Source organism: Stenotrophomonas sp. GD03777 (genome assembly GCF_029842485.1).
Taxonomy (GTDB): domain Bacteria; phylum Pseudomonadota; class Gammaproteobacteria; order Xanthomonadales; family Xanthomonadaceae; genus Stenotrophomonas; species Stenotrophomonas sepilia.
The window spans coordinates 18,088-35,588 of sequence record NZ_JAOCGL010000015.1 but is presented as its reverse complement, the minus strand read 5'-3'; the positions used below and the strand labels follow the sequence as shown (position 1 = coordinate 35,588).

Genomic DNA, 17,501 nt, shown 5'->3' with positions numbered 1-17,501 from the left:
TCATGCTTTATGGACCCGATGCTGTTTCCTGCGCAGATGCCTTGTAGGGCGATGAGGGTCGTTCCCTCCAAGTCATAGCCAAATGCATAATTGAGCGCGGATAGCGCAATAGATACATTCGGACTGTAGCCGTCCCATCTCAGCTCTTCACATCGAGGGAGATGATTGCCAGTTTCGGTCCTCCAGCGAGACTGCAGGTGTGAGATGAACTGAAATCGCGAAACGCCGTGGGCGTATGAAATTCGGTGGAGCAGCGAGGAAAGACACTCAACCTCCACTGTGCCAAGGGCGATAGGTGGGACATGAAAGTATGCGTTCATCGCTGACGCTCAGCATTAACGACTGGATCCCGCTTTGGAAGCCGCTTGCCTGGTCTGCGAACTACCTTCCTTCCTGAGACGTCCGTAATGGGGGCGATCTCCAAAGCGCCTATGTGATCCTTCTCAATAGGTCGGAGAGCGGACTCGCCAAACGAGATGTCCTCTGCGATCTCCGCCAGCTGCTGCTTATACCTGGCTGACTTGAAGTGCTCCATGCGAAGCCGCTGCGATCGCAGCGAGGTCATCCGCGCTAGCGCAAGAAGAATCCAGTTGCCAACGAGTCCACACGACCCCAGTGAACCTTCGTATAGGAGATCTCTCATCTCGAGGAGTGAGTGCCCCTTTGCCCAAGGGAGTAGAACATCATAGGACGCGAGAATCCTATCGAAGCATCCTGCATCAGAGGTGCTAGTTCCGTAGCGCGGAAAGTGAAGGATAGACAGCCTCCCGTTCATGTGAGCAGAGCAGAAACATTCCCTGAGAAGTTCGTACCCGCCGATGAGGAATATCAAGGCACCCGTTTCATTCCCAAGGCACTTCAGTGATTCCAATGCGGCTTCGCGTCCGGACCGGTCCTTAACGCGTAGAAGATGATGGGCCTCGTCGATGATCAGTAGCTTGGTGCGCCTGTACTCAATCGCGCGACGAAGCTGTAGGCGCGCATTGGTCTCCGTAAGCTTCAGCCTTAGGGAGTGCTCGAGATCGCCATAGAACGGATGGCCGAGTTGGGCGAGGAGGTCTAGGGTTAGGTAGCGCATGGACATGTAGCCGGCGTCGGTTCGACTGCAATCCACAACTACGTAAGGAATGGAATCGGGGTTGGAGTGCGGGTACACCTCTCTCGCGGCGGCCCTTCCGGCAGTGCTTTTTCCCGCTCTGGGTGGGCCCACCATCGCAACCACGGATCCTTCGCCGCTGAATGTGATCAATGCTGCCGCAGACCTCACCGCCTCAACGTAGCGAGGGTGCGGAAATCGAGCGCCGTTCACCGCCTCTCGGAGATGCTCGTTCATGACGCGTCACCGTGACCATAAGGCAGTACTAGGGCACGTCGCACGGGTAGCTTCTTGCGAGGCATTGCTGGCTTCTGCGCCTTGGATGCGCTAGTCGCCCTTTGCCTGGCCTTGGCAGCCTCAGCGAATCGCCTTGTCAGCTTGGCTGTCTCAATCGACGCGGCCTTAGCGAGAAGCGCACGGCCTCTGGTGCTACCGAGGAACCGGATCGAGTCCAGAGCGGGCGTAAAGTCCGTAGTAAGGTCAATCGCATGCTGAGAACCATGCCTGCAGGCGATACGTTGCCCGTCTATCAGCACATAGAGTGTGTTGGCGTCCCAAGGCTCGACATAGGCTTCGAGAAGCCCGCGACCGCCTCTTGACTCGAACAACTTGGGATGCCTGTACCATCTCGCGCAATGACGAATTCCCCGAGCTCGATCAAGCTTTAGTGGTCTCCGAAGCGGAATTGCTGTTCTGGCAAGCAGCTCGCGGGTGAAGGGCGTCGGTACTCCACTTTCGGGGAATGCGGCTAGAAGTGACTCCGAGGCGTTTGATCGACTGCGAAGGCAGCCATCAGCGATGCTGTTGTTGTAGATGCCGAAGATGAACTCATCCATGGTTTGATAAGCCGTTGCAAGTGTCCAGCTTGTTTGGCTTCGCCCCTTGAATTTTGCTGTAGCTGATCGTCCCCTAGCGTCGTTTGTCGTGTTCCCTGACTGCTGGCTGAGGTACGACTTCAGCGAACGGAACCACCCTTCGACCTGTCCGCCAGAGCGCGGCTCTCCCGGAGGCCTGCTCTGCTTTGAAACGCCTAAGCTGGCCAGGGTGGTTTCAAAGTATGTGGAGTTGAACTCGGCGCCGTTGTCCACGACGATTGATTCTGGGAGCCGTCCCCACCGCCGCGCACAGTCGCGAAGAACTCCCAGCACGCTGTAATTGCTTGGACTGCTGAAGCTTAAGGACGTGGCTAAAACTTGACCGGTGGCATGGTCACGCAGCGCAGTTATCCAAGGCTTGCTGGTGATTGGCGGCTTGGCCTCAATCACGACCACGTGCAGATCGCACTGGTAGTGGTCAGTATGCGCGCGCTCAAATGCCCGTGCCGGAGATAGGTGTGTCAGCGCGGGGTCTACCGGGGGTGCGGAAGCTGCAGCAGCTCTTGCCCCGCTCCGGGCCCCTTCGGCGATTTCCTTTGGCAGCCGTTTGCACCGAAGGCGGAAGGTCTCCTTAGATACGGCGACTGAGTTCCGTAGCAGCTTGCCCTCGGCAATAGAAATCTGATGATCAAGTAGGTACTGTGAGTATGCCGCCTGAACGCTTAGGGCATCTGCGTTGAGGAAGTGAGTGCCGATCGCGCGATCCACCACTGCGAGTTCTTCAGGTGTCTGCCTGGGCGTTCTATTGCCCTTGGATCGATGTCTTGGTCGGAGGGCCGAAGGGTCTCCCTCTGCTTGTAGAAGCCGCGCGCGCCAGCGCCTCGTTGTTCGATCAGACTTCACTGGAGGCATCAGCCCACGTATGACGAGCAATCGGCCGTGGACCTCTATTGCCTCCGCTTGTGTCAGCTGGAATGGATGATCGGCTGCAGTGCCCAGCATGTCTAGGCGATGAAGATGACTGGTCACGATGTCAGGTTCAAAGGAGGCCAGGCACTCATCAGGTACCGACAGGCGGCATCGATTGAGATCGGTGAAGAGAGTACCTAGGTCTATCAACCGCACGACTTCATTCGCTGAGGAAGTGTTCACTGCACGCATTAACTGGCCCAAGGTGAAGACCTTTCGCTGCCTGAGCGTGGAGCAGGCTTTGGCAAGCTGACGAGCATCGATGCTTCGCGTAGATGCTTGCCGAAGGCGCAACAGAAGCAAGCAGTTCTCAGCGAAAATTCTTCGTGAGCATCCGTCAGAGACCACGCGGTGTACTAAGCCGATTTCTTGGAAGTGCGCGTCGGCTGCAAGGTCAGCTGCCTTGGTTCCGTCCCACGTCCATCTGTTGGGGTTGGAACTGGCCAAGCGTTCACACTCGGAGGCAGTCTTGACCTGGACCACCTCGACGCTAGACTCCTTCAATGTGAGGAAGTCAGCAACGTAGTTCGCCTTTCTCCTTCTCCCGTGGAAATCCAACACATCTAGACTTACAGCGGGCGGCTGGTCCCAGTACTCGATGACACTTGTGTCGTACTCAAGCTGAGCGGCGCATGTGTGCTCCTCCGTACTCTCAAGCGCCACTGCAAACCCCATCTTCGCGCTCGGGTAGCGCCAGACCGTGTTGTGGTATCCGACAGATCTGACGGATCGCGCCGGCTCACTAGAACGGGTGTCGGCTATATAGCTGATTGCAGCGGCCGAAAGAGACAATCGCTCTACGTACGACTGGAACTCTGGGGCAGATAAAGACATGAGACCTCCTAATCCGCGCTGGATCCAGCGCAGACGGGCAAAGGACGGCCGCGCGGCGCTATGCCACGGGGCTTGACTTGCATGGAGGGCGAAGCTCAATATCGGGCAACGGATCGAGAAGCCGTTTGCCGTATCAAAGGCCGCACACTGCAAATGTGCGGCCTTTTCTATTGAGGGCCCGTGCTTTCGCTAGCTCATCGGGCTTGCTCCTCGCTGTTCAGGGATTGGTGTAGCCAGGCGCATACCTCTTCGCGACGAGCGAACCAGCCTCTCCGTCCAGGAATCTGGAACATCTTTATAGAGAGCCGTCCGGTTCGGCGTGCTTTTGCGAGGGCCTCCCTTGTGGGGAAGCCCAACAGCCTGGCTGTGTCCGCCGCTGAGAAGATGGGGCTGTCGGGGACGGTTACGCCAAGCAGCGGTGCCGCCCAGAACGAGCCGGGAGGGGGCGGTGCGGGAGGGATCTGAGAGCCTGGCATGCCTAGTCGCGCTCTGTCCGGTCTGATTGAACCTGTATAGACCTATTGTTGATTTGACGCAAGTTGTTGAAAAGTAAGATATAAATATATCGAACTCGAATCCGGGGTTGGCGGCCGCCTCAGCCACTTGAACTAGTCCGCATTCGCAGCAGCGGTCCCACTATGGGGGCGCACACGCCTCGGGTGAGTGCTGTGGATTCAGCACCCAAGCCACGCCGTGACCGGAGAAGGACGCTTCATCTCAGTCACCGCCGCTCCTTGCTTGGCATCGTTGACGACGGTATGGGCCGGAAAGATCCCAGAAGGTCACCAAGAGAATCTGGCCAGCCAGGCAAAGGCATCAACATCACCCCAGCAACGATCACCCGGCCCAGCCCTGCGTGTGGCAGTTGACCGGATCACCCAGGCAGCGCATCGCCGAGGAGTCACCGTCGGTGCCGGCGATCAGATCCGATTGGACCACATCCGCGCTTCCCCGCCTCCTGATGTCGGTAAGCACGGATTGATCGACAGTTTCGATGAAATTTGATTTCAGATCGTGTGCGACGCGCTGCACCATGCTTGACCGCTCTCAGACAGGGTTGGCGTGCACCTAGCGTCAGGGGCTGCCACTGGATCCCCAAGTAGTCGCAACGCCAACTACCAATCAAAGTAACCGGTATGGTCTACAACAATGATGGTGGACGTACACCGCATCCGCTCGGACGGCAACCCAACAAAGCCCCACTGGGGTGCCGAATCAAACATTGAGAGTCACCACGTACCAAGGCGATGAGACAACAGTTCCAAGCCAACTGCGGTGAACGCAGCGCTCGCCTTCTCGCCCTGCGTCTCCTTCTGTCCTAGCGACCTAGGCAGGATTGAAGCCACCGCGGACCATCGATCTCACTTGTCGCGTTCAACGCGCGGCGGCTGATGCCCCGCGGACTCTCAATCCAGGTGATGCTGATGAGCACAAGGCCTACGCGTCAACAGGCCCCGGTGAGAAGTATTCAAGAAAAATCGAACAGGAGAATGGAGCGCCGATCCGCGTAATGAATGGCACCATTCGCTAGTGCACGAGGCGAATCTAGCTGCCCACTTTACCTGTCACCGAGTAGATAGGCTCGAGAATCCACTCGTATAGCCGTCGGCGCTCCCCCATGATGTCAGCTTCCAAGCGCATTCCCGGTCGTAGCGCTTCCGGCTTCCCATAAGCCAGGACACTTTGCTGATCTAGCGAAACAAGGACTCGGTAGACGGGTTCGCTCGCCTCTCCCTTTGGGCTGCTAGCTGCAATCGCACTCCGAGAAACACGAATTACTGTACCTTCGTGACTGCCAAATTTTTGATATGGATAAGCTTGATAGCGCAAAAGCACATGATCGCCAGGCTTGATGAACCCAATCGCGGCACTTGGGACCAGCAACTGGGCGCGCAGCAATGACCCCTCCGGCAACAGGCTAAGAATCGGCTGGCCAGCTTGCACAGCTTGACCTGCTTCCACCTGCCGACTCGCTACCAGGCCTGCGACCGGGGCTCGCAGTAGCAACTCGCCGTTGGCTTCCATCTGTACGGCTTCCTGACTGAGTGCCGCTAAGTCACGCTCAGTCATAGCTCGAGCGGCGCGCCGTTGTTCCGGGAGCTCCGCTAGCGACTGGTCCAGCTGAGCAAGCGTCCGACGCAGAGACGTCGCTTGCCGCTGCAATGCCTGTTGTGCATTGAGCATGTCCAGCATAGATTGCTCCTGCTGATTCATCTGCACCAGGCTTACGTAGCGTTGATCTACGACCTGGCGATAGCGCCCCACTGTTTCCCGACCTATACGAACCTGTTCCCCACGAGTGCGTATCTCATTTTCGATCTGCGTGAGCTCGCGACGCAGTGCGTCGCGCTGTTGCTCAGTGCCGCGCTGCTGGGCCTGAAACTGCTGATCCTTAGCATCCTGAAGCTCTCCCAAGCTCACGACGCGCGTCTCTTGACCATCACGCAGAACTTTTAATGCATCGTCACCGGCTGCAGTGACACGCGGGACGTTGATAAGGAGCAAAGCCGATTGTCGTTGGACACGATCACCTTCTTCCGCGTGTAGGGAGGCAATAACACCGGCAGAAGGTGCCACAACCGTCGAGAGACCAAGATCGGGAACGAGTTCACCCTCCACTCTGGAGCGCCGCGTGTACTCACCGAACACGAGAAAGCCCAATACCACGCTCGCGGCAATGGCGGCAAAGGTTGCCAGCCCCCAAAGCCTGACGGGCTGCGCTAGCGAGATGCCTCCAAGCCAACTCCCCCGCTTCGCCTCCAGGACCTCTCGGCGAAACAGCCCGCTCATGCCATCACCTCGTTTGCTACTTGATGTTCAGTAACCTGAGGGTCGGAAGGCCGTAGTTCGCGCACAATCATCCCCGCATTCATGACTAGAACTCGATCAGCACTGTCAATTGTCTCCGGTCGATGTGCAACGATCACCCTCGTGAGTTCCAGCTTCCGAACAGCATCATTGACCAAACGCTCACGCTCTACGTCAAGGTTGCTAGTAGCTTCGTCCAAGAACAGCAGCCGTGGCTTCCTATATAGGGCTCTCGCCAAAATCACCCGTTGCTTCTGGCCACCCGACAGCGTGGTGCCCATATCGCCAATCAGGCTGTTGTACCCCATCGGCATCGCCGCAATATCGGCATGCACCGCCGCGAGTTTGGCCGCCTCTTGCACACGCACTTCGTCCTGCCCCTCGTCTTCAAAGGCGATGTTGTCGCCAATGCTTCCTGCAAACAGCTGGTCGTCCTGCATAACGGCACCGATGATGCGGCGGTATTGCTCCATTCCCACTTTGGGCAAAGGAACCCCATCTATGTAGATCCCCCCCTCCGTCGGCGTAAGTAATCCAAGCAGCAACTTTAGCAAGGTAGTCTTGCCGCAACCGGAGGCTCCAACAATCGCAACCGACTCTCCTGGCTCTATCGTCAGGTTGCAGTTTCGAAGCACCCATGGCTCTCCTGAGGCATATCGGAAGCCCAAGTCCACCGCCTCAATACGCAAGTTGGCAGGCAAGCCCTGACTCCCAGCTCGCCCCTCGGTTGCTTCGGGCTCGGCCAGAACGATGTCAGAGAGACGCTCGCCATGCAGTCGCAGCATGCGAAACTCCACCCACTTGTCGATCAGTCCACTGACCCGCTGAGAAAACTGATCCTTGTAAGCAAGGTAGGCGATGAGCATTCCCACTGAAAAAACGTTCTTCATCGCGAGGATCGCTCCGATCCAGATGACCGCTATGCGCTCGATGCCAAAGATGGTTTGGCTGGCGCTGCTGAAGACCAAGCCGACTCGCGCCAGCCAAATTTCACGATTGACAGTTTCATTCATCAGGTTGTAATAGCCTGAGCGGCGTTGCGTTTCCTTACCTGCTACTTTTATCGACTGCACGCCGCGAATAGATTCCAACAGATGACTCTGCTGGCGGGCCGATGCGATCAGCTGTTGCTCTGTGCCGTTTCGTTGTGCGCGAAATGCCAAGGAGCGTGCTACCAGATAGAAGGTAACTGCAAGCAGCGTCGCCAACGCAAGCCTCCAACTGTAAAGCAGCATCATCCCAAGTGTGGCGATAGCCATCAGGCCATCAATCAGGGCTTCAACGAAGCTTGTGGTCAGGGTCCGCTGGATTGCTTGCACGCTATTCATACGGGAGGTGATATCGCCTAGGTGTCGCTTCTCGAAGAAGTCCAGAGGCAGTCGAATCAAATGACTAAAGACATTGCCTGTCCATTGCAAGCCGAGACGATTGGAGAGATGGATCACCGCCCATCCTCGCACAAGACCGATGCCGACCTGGAGCAGCAACGCCAGCCCGAAGCCAAGGCCAAGGACCGTCAGTAGATCTCGGTCAGCTGCGATCAACGCCTGGTCGACGACCCACTGCATGAAGAATGGCGCCAGCAGAACAAAGACCTGTAGTGCCAGCGAAAGCATGAGGACGAGCCCGAGTGCGCGCCACAAGCCGCTAATTTTTCCTGTCAACTGCGAGATCGCGACTGTTGGCGGACGTTTAGCGGGGCGCATTTCGGCGCCCGGGCTAAGCTCCAGTGCGACCCCGGTGAAGTGCCGCGAGAAATCTGCCTGGGGAAGCACCCGCTTTCCGAAAGCAGGATCAAGCACTGTGACATCGCGCTTGCGGACACGTGTGAGCACGACAAAGTGATTGAGGTCCCAATGCAGGATGCAAGGCAACTGCAATTTAGGAAGATGCTCCAAATCCAATCGCAAGGGGCGACACATGAAGCCCATCTGTGCCGCGACGTCCATCAGTTGGGAGAGAGATGCACCTTTTAGCGAAGGCGAATGAAGTCGGCGAAGCTCGCGCAAGCCTATACGATTGCCGTGGTGAGACGCGATCATTGCCAAGCAGGCAAGTCCGCATTCAGCGGCTTCAGTCTGAATTACGGTGTCCATACAACTCGCTTCAGAGTTCGATTGAAGTGGATGTGCTACTACGCGTGCGTAGAGCGAGCTTGAGTCAACGTCCAATCGAGAGTGGCATGCATGCTTGAACCATACATTCTTCAATGAGCGAAGGGCGATTGCAGCCGTTCTTCACTCGCTGATATTGTCATTCTCAAACCCGCCTTCCCAGCAACGGAAGCATTGCCCAATGAGAGATCTACCAGAGCATAATAGGCGTCGCCCACACCACTAAAGGGCTCCCTTCATGTCGAAGGGAGCCCTTTGCCTTACTGGATGTTTATGGGATTGTGTCCGTTAAAGTTATAGTAAATCGCGAGCTCAAGTGCGCCCTGCCAATTAATGGCAACATAGCTCGTTTCACCATTTTCAACCACGGTGAGTACATTCTCGCTGAATCCGCCACCAACCTGCTGAATTTCGTTCATATCAATGGTACGCATTTCAATCTCCATTTGTTATACACAACACCAAGATGACCGCCCTTTCTTCATGAAAGAACGATGCAGGCTCCCTAGAAGAACTAGAGAGATTCAGTGACGATCAGATCGCCATAAATTACTCCCAAACAACAATACATGTTCGTTATCAGGATCTACAGCCTTGAGAGATCGGAAGGACGGAAGCCAAATGCAAGCATTGACGCCGCATATACCACCACACCGCAGGCGACCAGCACTGCCAACCAACCAATCCTGACAGCCTCCCCTGATACAGTAAAATCAGGCGCAAAATGGAGAGCACAGCAGATAGACACCCCCATTAGAATGCACGAAGCAAAAAGGCGAACTAAAAACCTTGCCCACCCTCTCGAACGAACATAGCCCTGCTGCTTTTTAAGTGCCGACCACAGAAGAACGACATTAACATAACTAGCTAGCGCACTCGCCAACCCAAGGGCCACATGCAAGCCAGGCGTGCTTGCTACCGCCTCTATTAGGCCACGGTCGCGCCAGTCCGGTATTTTGTATAGCGCGAATGCACCAAGCAGCATCACATTGAGGATGGCATTGGCGACAAGAGAGGCGATGCCGGCCCTGACAGGGGTGCTCGTATCTTGGCGAGAAAAGAATGCAGGGACCAAGACCTTAACCAGGGCGAATGCCGGCAGACCAAGGCTAAGCGCCAGCACTGACATCCCCGCCATTTCGGTATCGAATGCCGTGAACTTCCCGCGCTGAAACATCGTTGCTACCAATGGCTCCGCCAAGGTCGCGAGTCCGACCATTGCCGGAGCGGAGATCATTAGGGTAACTCGCATACCCCAGTCCAACGTATCGTTGAATGCGCCGCTGTCATTTGATACGTGGTGGCGTGAAAGCGCGGGCAGAATTACTGTTCCGAGCGCTATCCCGAATAGCCCTAGAGGAAGCTCAAGAAATCTATCGGCCTGTGTAAGCCAAGTCTGAGATCCAGCAACCAAGGCAGCCGCGAGGAATGTATCAAATAGCAGGTTCACTTGGGCTACTGAAGAGCCAAAGAGCGTTGGCATCATCAATCGAAAAACTTTTCGAACCTCTGGATCCCGCCAGTTCCATCTCGGCCAAACAAGCAGACCGAGGCGCGCCAATGAAGGCATCTGGAAGGCCAATTGAAGTATTCCGGCGACCATTACTGCCCAGCCCATCGCCACAATAGGAGGGTCAGCAATACTTGACCCCCAAACTGCACCAATAATCATGCATATATTGAGAATAGCTGGGGTCAGTGCTGGTATTGCAAACCTCTGGAAGCTGTTGAGAATGCTTCCAGCAAGAGCTGTCAGGGAAACAAAGAAGATGAATGGAAAAGTTATTCTAAGCAGTTGGCTTGTGAGATGAGCCTTTTCCCCGCCCGTATCGCCGAAGCTGAAAGCCGAAGCCACCCAAGGCGCCATCAAAATGCCGGCGGCGGTGACTATCAGTAAGGCGGCCCCCAAGATCCCCAGAATGTTGGCTATGAACGAACGCAGCTCTTGACGGCGCCGCGACTTGATTTCCACCAGGACTGGAACAAATGCGCTAGCGAATGATCCTTCGGCGAATAGTCGCCTAAGAAAATTTGGGATGCGAAACGCCACCCAAAAAGCATCGCTCGCGGCGGTTGCACCGAAGGAAGCATTGATAGCCAAATCACGAACTAGCCCCAGTACGCGCGACACGAGCGTCATTGAGCTAAAAGAAATCAGACCGCGAAACAAACCTGAGCGTGTAGCGTCCTGCTTCATCTTTAAGTGCCGGATGGTCAAATCAAAAAAAGGCTAAGACCTACGGTGCGGCCCAACCACTCTATGCGCGTCTATTCAATGACTAACCCTTCAGAGGCACCCTCATCCGACCATAGCTATCCCTAGCGACCGAGCACGTCTAATACCGGATACCGGCAAAGTCTGTCAAGCGAGCCAGCTCGTTTGGGTGGTCAATCAGCCCCGCCGCCAATGACGCTTTGCGTCGCACCAGGGTCTACTGCCTTGGGGATGGCTACCGATCTGCTGACCTGTAATTGGATTGAGCGGCAGCAGAACGTCCTGATCACCGGCACCGGCAAAACATGGTTGGCGTGCGCCTAGGCCGTCCAGGCGGCGCGCAATGGCCTCCCGATTGGCTATCGACGCGTAGGGCGGCTGCCGGAAGAAATGGAATTGGCCCATGCCGATGGTTCGCTGCCCATACTGCGGGGCAGTTGGCCAAGACCAAGCTGCTCATCTTGGACGACTTCGAATTGACCCCGTTGTCCGGCCGCGGCCGCGCCGATCTGCTGGAACTGCTCGATGACCAGGTCGGATCCGGTGCCACCATTGTTTCCGGCAGATGACGGCCAAGGACTGGCATGCCTTCATCCACGATCCCGCCTTGGCCGGCGCCATCATGGACCGCCTCATCCACAGCAGCCGCAAGCTAGTCTTGAATGGCGATTTCCTGCACAAGGTCAAGGCAATCAAGTCACGGGAGTAGTCCAGTGCAGCCTCGGGCCGCCAACTGGCAGCCTCAGGCCATGGACTATTCCGAGGGTAGGCGTGGCCCTATATTTAAAAGTGCCTCGCTGACCATCTATCTCAACGGTTCAAGAATCCGCTTGCGTTCCTCCAGGCAGTCATCTGCGTCGCCGAGGACCTCGTAGGTGACCACGGATCTATTTGCTCCAGCGGACTGGATCAGTATCCGAGCAAGCTCACCGACCAGATCGTGGAACAGGTGGTAGAAGACGCCACCATTGGGCAAGAACATCTTGGTTGACCGCACTTCCTTGGGCCACATGCTTCAGCCTCGCTGCAGTCGAGTGGTGTCGCAGTTGCCCGCCTCCAGCAGCCAGCGTTCAGTGATCGGCTGCACCCTCAGGCCCGCCCTCGGGCTTGGCTGTAGATAACATCTGAACGAACTCAGCCTAGGCCCTGCACCTTCTTCGAACGGGGTGTTCAGTATGGCGGCGGCGTCCCATTCATTTGGCGCTGCTGTCCAGTTTGTTTGGCGCAAGTGTCCAGTTCATTTGGCGGCGGTGTCCAACTGCTTGGTTGTATTTATCCAGACTAGTGGGCGGTGTGAATGGCATTGGCGAATCACTAGTGGGCGACTTATGCTTGTAGCGGTCGGACAACTTATGCTTGCATGAACAGCTTACGCCCAAGTGCCTTTTTTGTGCCGGCGGGAAAATTCGCGGGAAAACTCAACGCTTGCGAGGTGGTTTCACGACTGGCAAGTCGTGATCGTAGCGGCCCGTAGTGGTGGGCGATTGTGCCCGGCCGCATCCTGCTTGTCGCCACGGTTGCCCTCGGTGTTGGACGTGAGCCATGCGCGCCTGATGGGTGGCAGGCCCTGCGAGGACGCCATCTGGCGCCAGATCGTGACCGTGCTGGACGCGGCGGACCGTGGCTGTGACCTGTTCGATATCGAGGAACTGCGCCGTGACTACAGCGCCGAGGAGTTCGCCAACCTGCTGATGTGCGAGTTCGTGGACGACAGCGCCAGTGTGTTCCCGCTCACGATGCTGCAGCCCTGCCAGGTCGATTACAAGCCGTTTGCCGTCCGGCCCTACGGCGACCGCGCCGTGTGGATCGGCTACGACCCGGCTGAGACCGGCGACAGCGCGGGCATCGTGGTTGTGGCCCCGCCGCTGGTGCCTGGGGGCAAGTTCCGCGTGTTGGAACGCCACCAGTTCAAGGGCATGGAGTTCAAAGACCAGGCGGCGTTCATCGAGCAGATCACCAAGCGCTATTGGGTGACCTACATCGGCGTGGATGCGACCGGCATGGGCACCTGCGTTGCTCAGCTGGTGCGCCAGTTCTTACCCGGCGTGACTGTCTTCAACTATTCGCCCGAGGTGAAAACGCGGCTGGTGCTGAAAGCCTATGACGTAATCAATGACGAACGGCAGGAATACGACGCCGGCTGGATCGACCTCACGCAGTCACTGCTGGCGATCCAGAAAACCATCACCCCGAGCGGGCGCCAGGTGACCTACACCGCCGGGCGCTCGCGTACCACCGGCCATGCTGACTTGGCTTGGGCACTCACGCACGCGCTGCAGAGCGAGCCGCTGGAAGGCGGACGGGCTGCGCGCGGCACCATGGAGATTTTCTGATGACCGACACCGACCAGAGCGCCATCGCCGCGCCGCCGGTGAGTATCGAAGCCTTCACCTTTGGCGAGGCCAGCCCTGTGCTGGAATCACGCGGCTTCCTCGACTACCTCGAATGCTGGCGCAATGGCCGCTACTTCGAGCCACCGGTGGATCTGCAAGGGCTGTCGCGCACAACGCGCTCCAACCCGTACCTGCACAGCGGCCTGACATTCAAACGCAACATGCTGGTGCGCACGTTCCGACCGCACCGGCTGCTGAGCCGTGAGGCGTTCTCGCAGCTGGCGCTGGACTACACCACCTTCGGCATGGGGTATGTCGAGCGTCGCCGCCCCATGTCAGGAGCCGCGCACAGTCTGGCGGTGCCGCTGGCGCAGTACGTGCGCCGTGGCGTGCAGCCCGGTGAGTTCTTCCCGGTGCGTGCCGCACGGGTAGAGCATGAGTTTCCCGCCGGTGAGGTGTTCCAGCTGCGAGAGGCAGATGCTGATCAGGAGATCTACGGCCTGCCGGAGTGGATGCCAGCCGTAGAGGCCGCGCTGCTGAACGAGTCGGCCACGCTGTTCCGCCGGAAGTATTACAACAACGGTTCGCACGCCGGCTACATTCTCTACATGACCGACCCCCAACCCGAGGGCTTGGACGTGGACGCGTTGCGCGACGCGCTGCGGCAGTCGCGCGGGCCGGGCAATTTCAAGAACCTGTTCGTGCACTCGCCCAATGGGAAGAAGGACGGCTTGCAGGTGACCCCGGTCAGTGAGGTGGCGGTCCGAGATGAGTTCACCGGGATCAAGAGTGTGACCCGCGATGACATGTTGGCGGTGCTCCGGGTGCCACCGCAGCTTCTGGGTATCGTGCCGCAGAACAGTGGCGGGTTTGGGTCGATCCGCGACGCGGCGGGCGTGTGGGCGGCGATGGAACTGGCGCCGCTGCAGACGCACATGGCAGCTATTAACGAGTGGCTGGGCCAGGACGTGATCCGCTTCGAACCCTTCGAACTGGAGGCGACCGCATGATGATTCGAGAGCGCCCGAGCTGCAGCGTGGGCGCTCACTTGTGGGCCAAGGCGGTGGAATGAATGGCGCCGATAGCACAGTGACGGCTTTATCTCGAGAACGATGGCCCGTCTTGCGTATGCGCCTGCTGTGCCGGTTGTTGTTCAAGGCTCGCTGCTTGTGATTGGCTCAACGCATCAGCGCGATGGAGCGATTCCGCCTCCGGTGCGCGAAGCGCATCCATCGTACTCATATGGCCTCGACGATGGGCGGGATCGTCCATTGCTCCCTCGACTATGAAGACCCTCTCACCTCGAGCTAGGTTCTCTGTCGGATTGTTCAAGACAACATGGTCAACCCGTGAAAGGCTCTGCTCCTTCGCCAGTACCAGCAAGCTTGCAGACATGCGCTGACTCGACTCGTCCCAAGGTTTCCCATGCTCTGCGTCCAGGCGTTCCACACCTGCCCTAATCTGCATGTAGAGAGAGCGGTCAGCATCGCCGAGTTCAGGGGCTGAGGAGGATGCTCGCTGCCGTGAGGGCGAGTCGTCGCTGTCCGAACCGACTATTTCCGCAACCGCAATGCGCTCGGCGTCAAATTCTGGATCTGGCCTACGCCGCCGTTGCGTGGGTGCTATTTCCCGGTCGTAGTAGTCGCCATAGTAGAGTTCGTATGTCGCATGAGGACCAACAGACGGCGCCTCTGTCTTGAACACCTCAGCGATCTGCCCAAGTGCTTGGTTACGGTTGATCCGTCCGGCCTGGAGTTCCGCCGCAATGGTTCCGTATTGTTGTGGACGATTACCTGTGCCGGAAACGCCAATATCTGGACCGCCAGCTGCAACGATCTCACGCTGGACCTGGACATTGCTGAGAGTCGCGGCGGCTTCTCCTCGCAGCTCGCTGTTCACATAGGCTTGCTTAGAAGTTCGATTTTCGGGTTCGGTGAAGAGATGGTGCCCAACTTCGTGAGCAAGAGAACTTGCGATCCTTGAGCCTTGCCCAATCGCATTCTCGTCAATAACGATCTTGACGCCGGGTATAAGATAAGTGCCTTCACCGGCTGCCCCCCATTGGATAACGATGCCTTCACGCCTCGCCTGGGTGAGGCCCGCCTGAAGTGTTGGGGATTTTGCTAGAAGCGGCGCCAAGGAGGGGTCGTCCAATGGCGATGCGGGACGCCGTGTGGCTCCTGGGCGGCCTCCCTCCTGCGGCTGTGGCAGTCCAGATTCTTCAGTACGCTCCATGCTCCGGCTCCTTCGCAATAACAGGGATCAGCGCTGACTGATCGATATGTAGGTCAGCGTCACGTTATCGGAATCGAGTCCGAGCACGACCTTTGCATCGTTCACCTGCGCAGACCAGTAAGGGCGAGAGCCAGGCGCGTCAGGCCGAGGTGGATGTTTGGTCGAGTTTTCCCAGATGATTTCCTTGAGCGCAATGCTTGGTGGTGCGATCTCAAAGATCAGGTTCGCGAGCGCAGGATCGTCAGCAGCACTTCTCAGCCTGATGTTCCGGACCTCAAGGTCGCCCAACATTCCGTGTTCTGCGATCCGTTCGTCCATCACGTCCTGGCGTGTCGGCTCTCCCAGATGCGTGTGGAGCTGTTCATTTAACGCGTCGACATCATCAAAACGTACACTAGACAGGCGCTCGATGTCGTTCTTGAATCGCTCCATACCAATTTCACTCCCTGATTTGACGGACTGTCTTTGATTAGATTTATGCGATGGGGTTGTTGAGGCACCGCTCGAACACGCTGACAGTATCAACGCTGAAACGGCTATTGAGAGGCAGCGATACGCTGCAAGCCGGAGGTGACTCCGATCTCCGCGCCTTGATGAAGTAGCGCATTTGTCGAGCCATGCATCCATGAAGGTACCTCTCGCGCCAGGAACACTGTCCCGAATCTAGCACAACGTCTTGTGATGCACGGGTCGGAACCCCCACCTGATAGCGATTTTGGGAGATTTCGCGCAGTGTTAGATTATTCGTTTAGTTGGAAGGGGCGAGCTATGGGTGGGCAAGAGGAAGCAATCGCGACAACCAGGGAGGTTGCAATCAACCATTTCTTTGAATTCATTGCTTTCATCGTGCGCCATGTTGGGTGAGTAGGAAACTTCTGTTGGGTTACAAGCAGCAGGACCTGTATATAGCCTCAGACATCTCGTTGGATCGCTCTATCTGGTTGGGCTGCAACAGTTTGGAGAGTCTCGCAATGGACGCCGCCGATTGGCTATTGGGGTGCGCGCGCTGATATGCGGGCCAGTATGCAAGGCTCTTTTCAGGGGATTTATCGGCAATGATCCCTCGGTCATGGATGTCAGCAAGGGCTTCAATCGAGTCGACGCTTCCCTGTGATACCGACTCATTTAGATAATCAATCGCATCCCTTCGATAATTGGTTATTCGTTCCGGATCCTTGAGCGCTTCAGTCAAGTTTCCAATGATGGCTTTCGGGTCTTTGGCGAAAATCAGTCTTGCTTCGACCGACCCTTGGGCGGCAGCAAGAGAGAGCCAATTCTCATCTCCGAGTTCCGTTCGCCCTATCAGCCCTTGGCAGTGGCCAATCTCCTGGCCGATTTCCACTGATGCGTAGGCCTTGTACTCATCGGCATCACCTGAGTTAAGCGCCCGCTTGCAACTGGCAATGCGGTTATGGATCTCATAGCTCGACTGGGCATCGCCGGCCCGTGCAGCCGCGATGCGCCTGTCAATGTATTCCGAGGCGTCGCCTTCGTAGTGAGGTGTTTCGATCTTGAGCAGAAATGCCTTGCCACCCAAAGCCACTGTTGATTCGATGGATTGGTGTGGCGAACGCAAGGATTGATGAATGCTTGATTCAGATGCGATATCCGTTGACGAAGTGCTTTTTTCACTGAGAGGAACCTCATCTCCTTTGCTTCCTGTGACATCGGATGGTCTGCAGGCCAACCAGGAAATGGTTGCGACTACGCCGATGACGAGCATTCCATATATGAGAATTCTACTGATCTTCACCTGATTCCTTTTCCCTTGTCGTCGCGGAGCTTTGCGATGGACTGGACCTCGGGCCGTGGTGATAACTGATTTCGGCGCTGATCCCCTGCCTCTCGATTCCCGGGGTTTCATATTGCGGGGTGATATTCACTGTCAACCAGAAATTCGTTGCAGCTGGCTACGCTTGGCTCTTGGGTGTTCTCAATCACGCATCGGTAGACGTAAAGCGACAAATACCCTTTCTCGGAAGGCGAGCGCATGAGTGGCAAAATGGCCATTCCGTGCCGCGGTAGCAATTGGCTTGTTCTCTCGCTAGCCCGACGGCGGCTGCCGCAGTTGCGATCTCACCG

At 57.0% G+C, this 17,501-nt stretch carries 13 protein-coding genes and 1 pseudogene; 5 read left to right on the top strand and 9 right to left on the bottom strand.

Annotated elements, in window-relative coordinates; genetic code table 11:
• Nucleotides 1-316: 316 nt before the first annotated feature.
• The 6 genes from N5E02_RS05835 to murJ all read right to left on the bottom strand — a co-directional run bounded on the left by N5E02_RS05835 (nt 317) and on the right by murJ (nt 10,806).
• The gene (locus N5E02_RS05835; protein WP_279946037.1) at nt 317-1,333 is read right to left on the bottom strand and encodes an ATP-binding protein; all 1,017 of its coding nucleotides are present in this window, start codon (nt 1,331-1,333) and stop codon (nt 317-319) included.
• Nucleotides 1,334-4,551: 3,218 nt separating this feature from the next.
• Nucleotides 4,552-4,749 (bottom strand): hypothetical protein, encoded by a 198-nt coding sequence (locus N5E02_RS05830; protein ID WP_279946036.1) that lies wholly within the window; start codon nt 4,747-4,749, stop codon nt 4,552-4,554.
• Between the two features lie 510 nt (nt 4,750-5,259).
• Complete coding sequence (locus N5E02_RS05825) at nt 5,260-6,504, bottom strand: HlyD family efflux transporter periplasmic adaptor subunit (RefSeq protein WP_279946035.1); 1,245 nt, start codon at nt 6,502-6,504, stop codon at nt 5,260-5,262.
• Nucleotides 6,501-8,618, bottom strand: coding sequence for a peptidase domain-containing ABC transporter (locus N5E02_RS05820; RefSeq protein ID WP_279946034.1), 2,118 nt, complete (start codon nt 8,616-8,618; stop codon nt 6,501-6,503). The genes N5E02_RS05825 and N5E02_RS05820 overlap by 4 nt, the downstream gene beginning before the upstream one ends.
• Before the next feature lie 278 nt (nt 8,619-8,896).
• The gene (locus N5E02_RS05815; protein ID WP_279946033.1) at nt 8,897-9,070 is read right to left on the bottom strand and encodes a hypothetical protein; all 174 of its coding nucleotides are present in this window, start codon (nt 9,068-9,070) and stop codon (nt 8,897-8,899) included.
• 152 nt (nt 9,071-9,222) lie between these two features.
• Entirely contained in the window at nt 9,223-10,806 is a 1,584-nt protein-coding gene (gene murJ / locus N5E02_RS05810; protein ID WP_279946050.1) for a murein biosynthesis integral membrane protein MurJ, read from the bottom strand.
• A gap of 237 nt (nt 10,807-11,043) precedes the next feature.
• Between murJ and N5E02_RS05805 the strand changes: the two genes are divergently transcribed.
• The 5 genes and pseudogenes from N5E02_RS05805 (at nt 11,044) to N5E02_RS05785 (ending at nt 14,194) form a co-directional block, all read left to right on the top strand.
• Nucleotides 11,044-11,175, top strand: a complete 132-nt coding sequence (locus N5E02_RS05805; protein ID WP_345782198.1) for an ATP-binding protein — start codon at nt 11,044-11,046, stop codon at nt 11,173-11,175.
• 113 nt (nt 11,176-11,288) lie between these two features.
• Nucleotides 11,289-11,420, top strand: a complete 132-nt coding sequence (locus N5E02_RS05800) for a hypothetical protein (RefSeq protein WP_279946031.1) — start codon at nt 11,289-11,291, stop codon at nt 11,418-11,420.
• The gene (locus tag N5E02_RS05795) at nt 11,417-11,560 is read left to right on the top strand and encodes an ATP-binding protein (protein ID WP_279946030.1); all 144 of its coding nucleotides are present in this window, start codon (nt 11,417-11,419) and stop codon (nt 11,558-11,560) included. Before N5E02_RS05800 ends, N5E02_RS05795 begins: the two co-directional genes overlap by 4 nt.
• Nucleotides 11,561-12,380: 820 nt before the next feature.
• Nucleotides 12,381-13,184, top strand: a pseudogene (locus N5E02_RS05790) (terminase family protein); the annotation flags it as partial.
• Nucleotides 13,184-14,194, top strand: coding sequence for a phage portal protein (locus tag N5E02_RS05785; RefSeq protein WP_139727727.1), 1,011 nt, complete (start codon nt 13,184-13,186; stop codon nt 14,192-14,194). The pseudogene N5E02_RS05790 and the gene N5E02_RS05785, both read left to right, overlap by 1 nt.
• A gap of 88 nt (nt 14,195-14,282) precedes the next feature.
• Here N5E02_RS05785 and N5E02_RS05780 read toward each other — a convergent pair whose 3' ends face one another.
• The 3 genes from N5E02_RS05780 to N5E02_RS05770 form a co-directional block, all read right to left on the bottom strand.
• Nucleotides 14,283-15,419, bottom strand: coding sequence for an XVIPCD domain-containing protein (locus tag N5E02_RS05780; protein WP_139727725.1), 1,137 nt, complete (start codon nt 15,417-15,419; stop codon nt 14,283-14,285).
• Between the two features lie 27 nt (nt 15,420-15,446).
• Nucleotides 15,447-15,851 carry a hypothetical protein gene (locus N5E02_RS05775; RefSeq protein ID WP_065196868.1) on the bottom strand — a complete coding sequence of 135 codons (405 nt, stop codon included), beginning with the start codon at nt 15,849-15,851 and terminating at the stop codon, nt 15,447-15,449.
• A gap of 451 nt (nt 15,852-16,302) precedes the next feature.
• On the bottom strand, nt 16,303-17,172 hold the full coding sequence (locus N5E02_RS05770) for a hypothetical protein (protein WP_164229858.1): 870 nt from the start codon (nt 17,170-17,172) through the stop codon (nt 16,303-16,305).
• Nucleotides 17,173-17,501: the final 329 nt, after the last annotated feature.

Coding starts and splice junctions, on each gene's coding strand:
- N5E02_RS05835 (WP_279946037.1), bottom strand. CDS start 1,333: ATGAACGAGCATCTCCGAGAGGCGGTGAACGGCGCTCGATTTCCGCAC.
- N5E02_RS05830 (WP_279946036.1), bottom strand. CDS start 4,749: ATGGTGCAGCGCGTCGCACACGATCTGAAATCAAATTTCATCGAAACT.
- N5E02_RS05825 (WP_279946035.1), bottom strand. CDS start 6,504: ATGAGCGGGCTGTTTCGCCGAGAGGTCCTGGAGGCGAAGCGGGGGAGT.
- N5E02_RS05820 (WP_279946034.1), bottom strand. CDS start 8,618: ATGGACACCGTAATTCAGACTGAAGCCGCTGAATGCGGACTTGCCTGC.
- N5E02_RS05815 (WP_279946033.1), bottom strand. CDS start 9,070: ATGCGTACCATTGATATGAACGAAATTCAGCAGGTTGGTGGCGGATTC.
- N5E02_RS05805 (WP_345782198.1), top strand. CDS start 11,044: ATGACGCTTTGCGTCGCACCAGGGTCTACTGCCTTGGGGATGGCTACC.
- N5E02_RS05795 (WP_279946030.1), top strand. CDS start 11,417: ATGACGGCCAAGGACTGGCATGCCTTCATCCACGATCCCGCCTTGGCC.
- N5E02_RS05785 (WP_139727727.1), top strand. CDS start 13,184: ATGACCGACACCGACCAGAGCGCCATCGCCGCGCCGCCGGTGAGTATC.
- N5E02_RS05780 (WP_139727725.1), bottom strand. CDS start 15,419: ATGGAGCGTACTGAAGAATCTGGACTGCCACAGCCGCAGGAGGGAGGC.
- N5E02_RS05775 (WP_065196868.1), bottom strand. CDS start 15,851: ATGGAGCGATTCAAGAACGACATCGAGCGCCTGTCTAGTGTACGTTTT.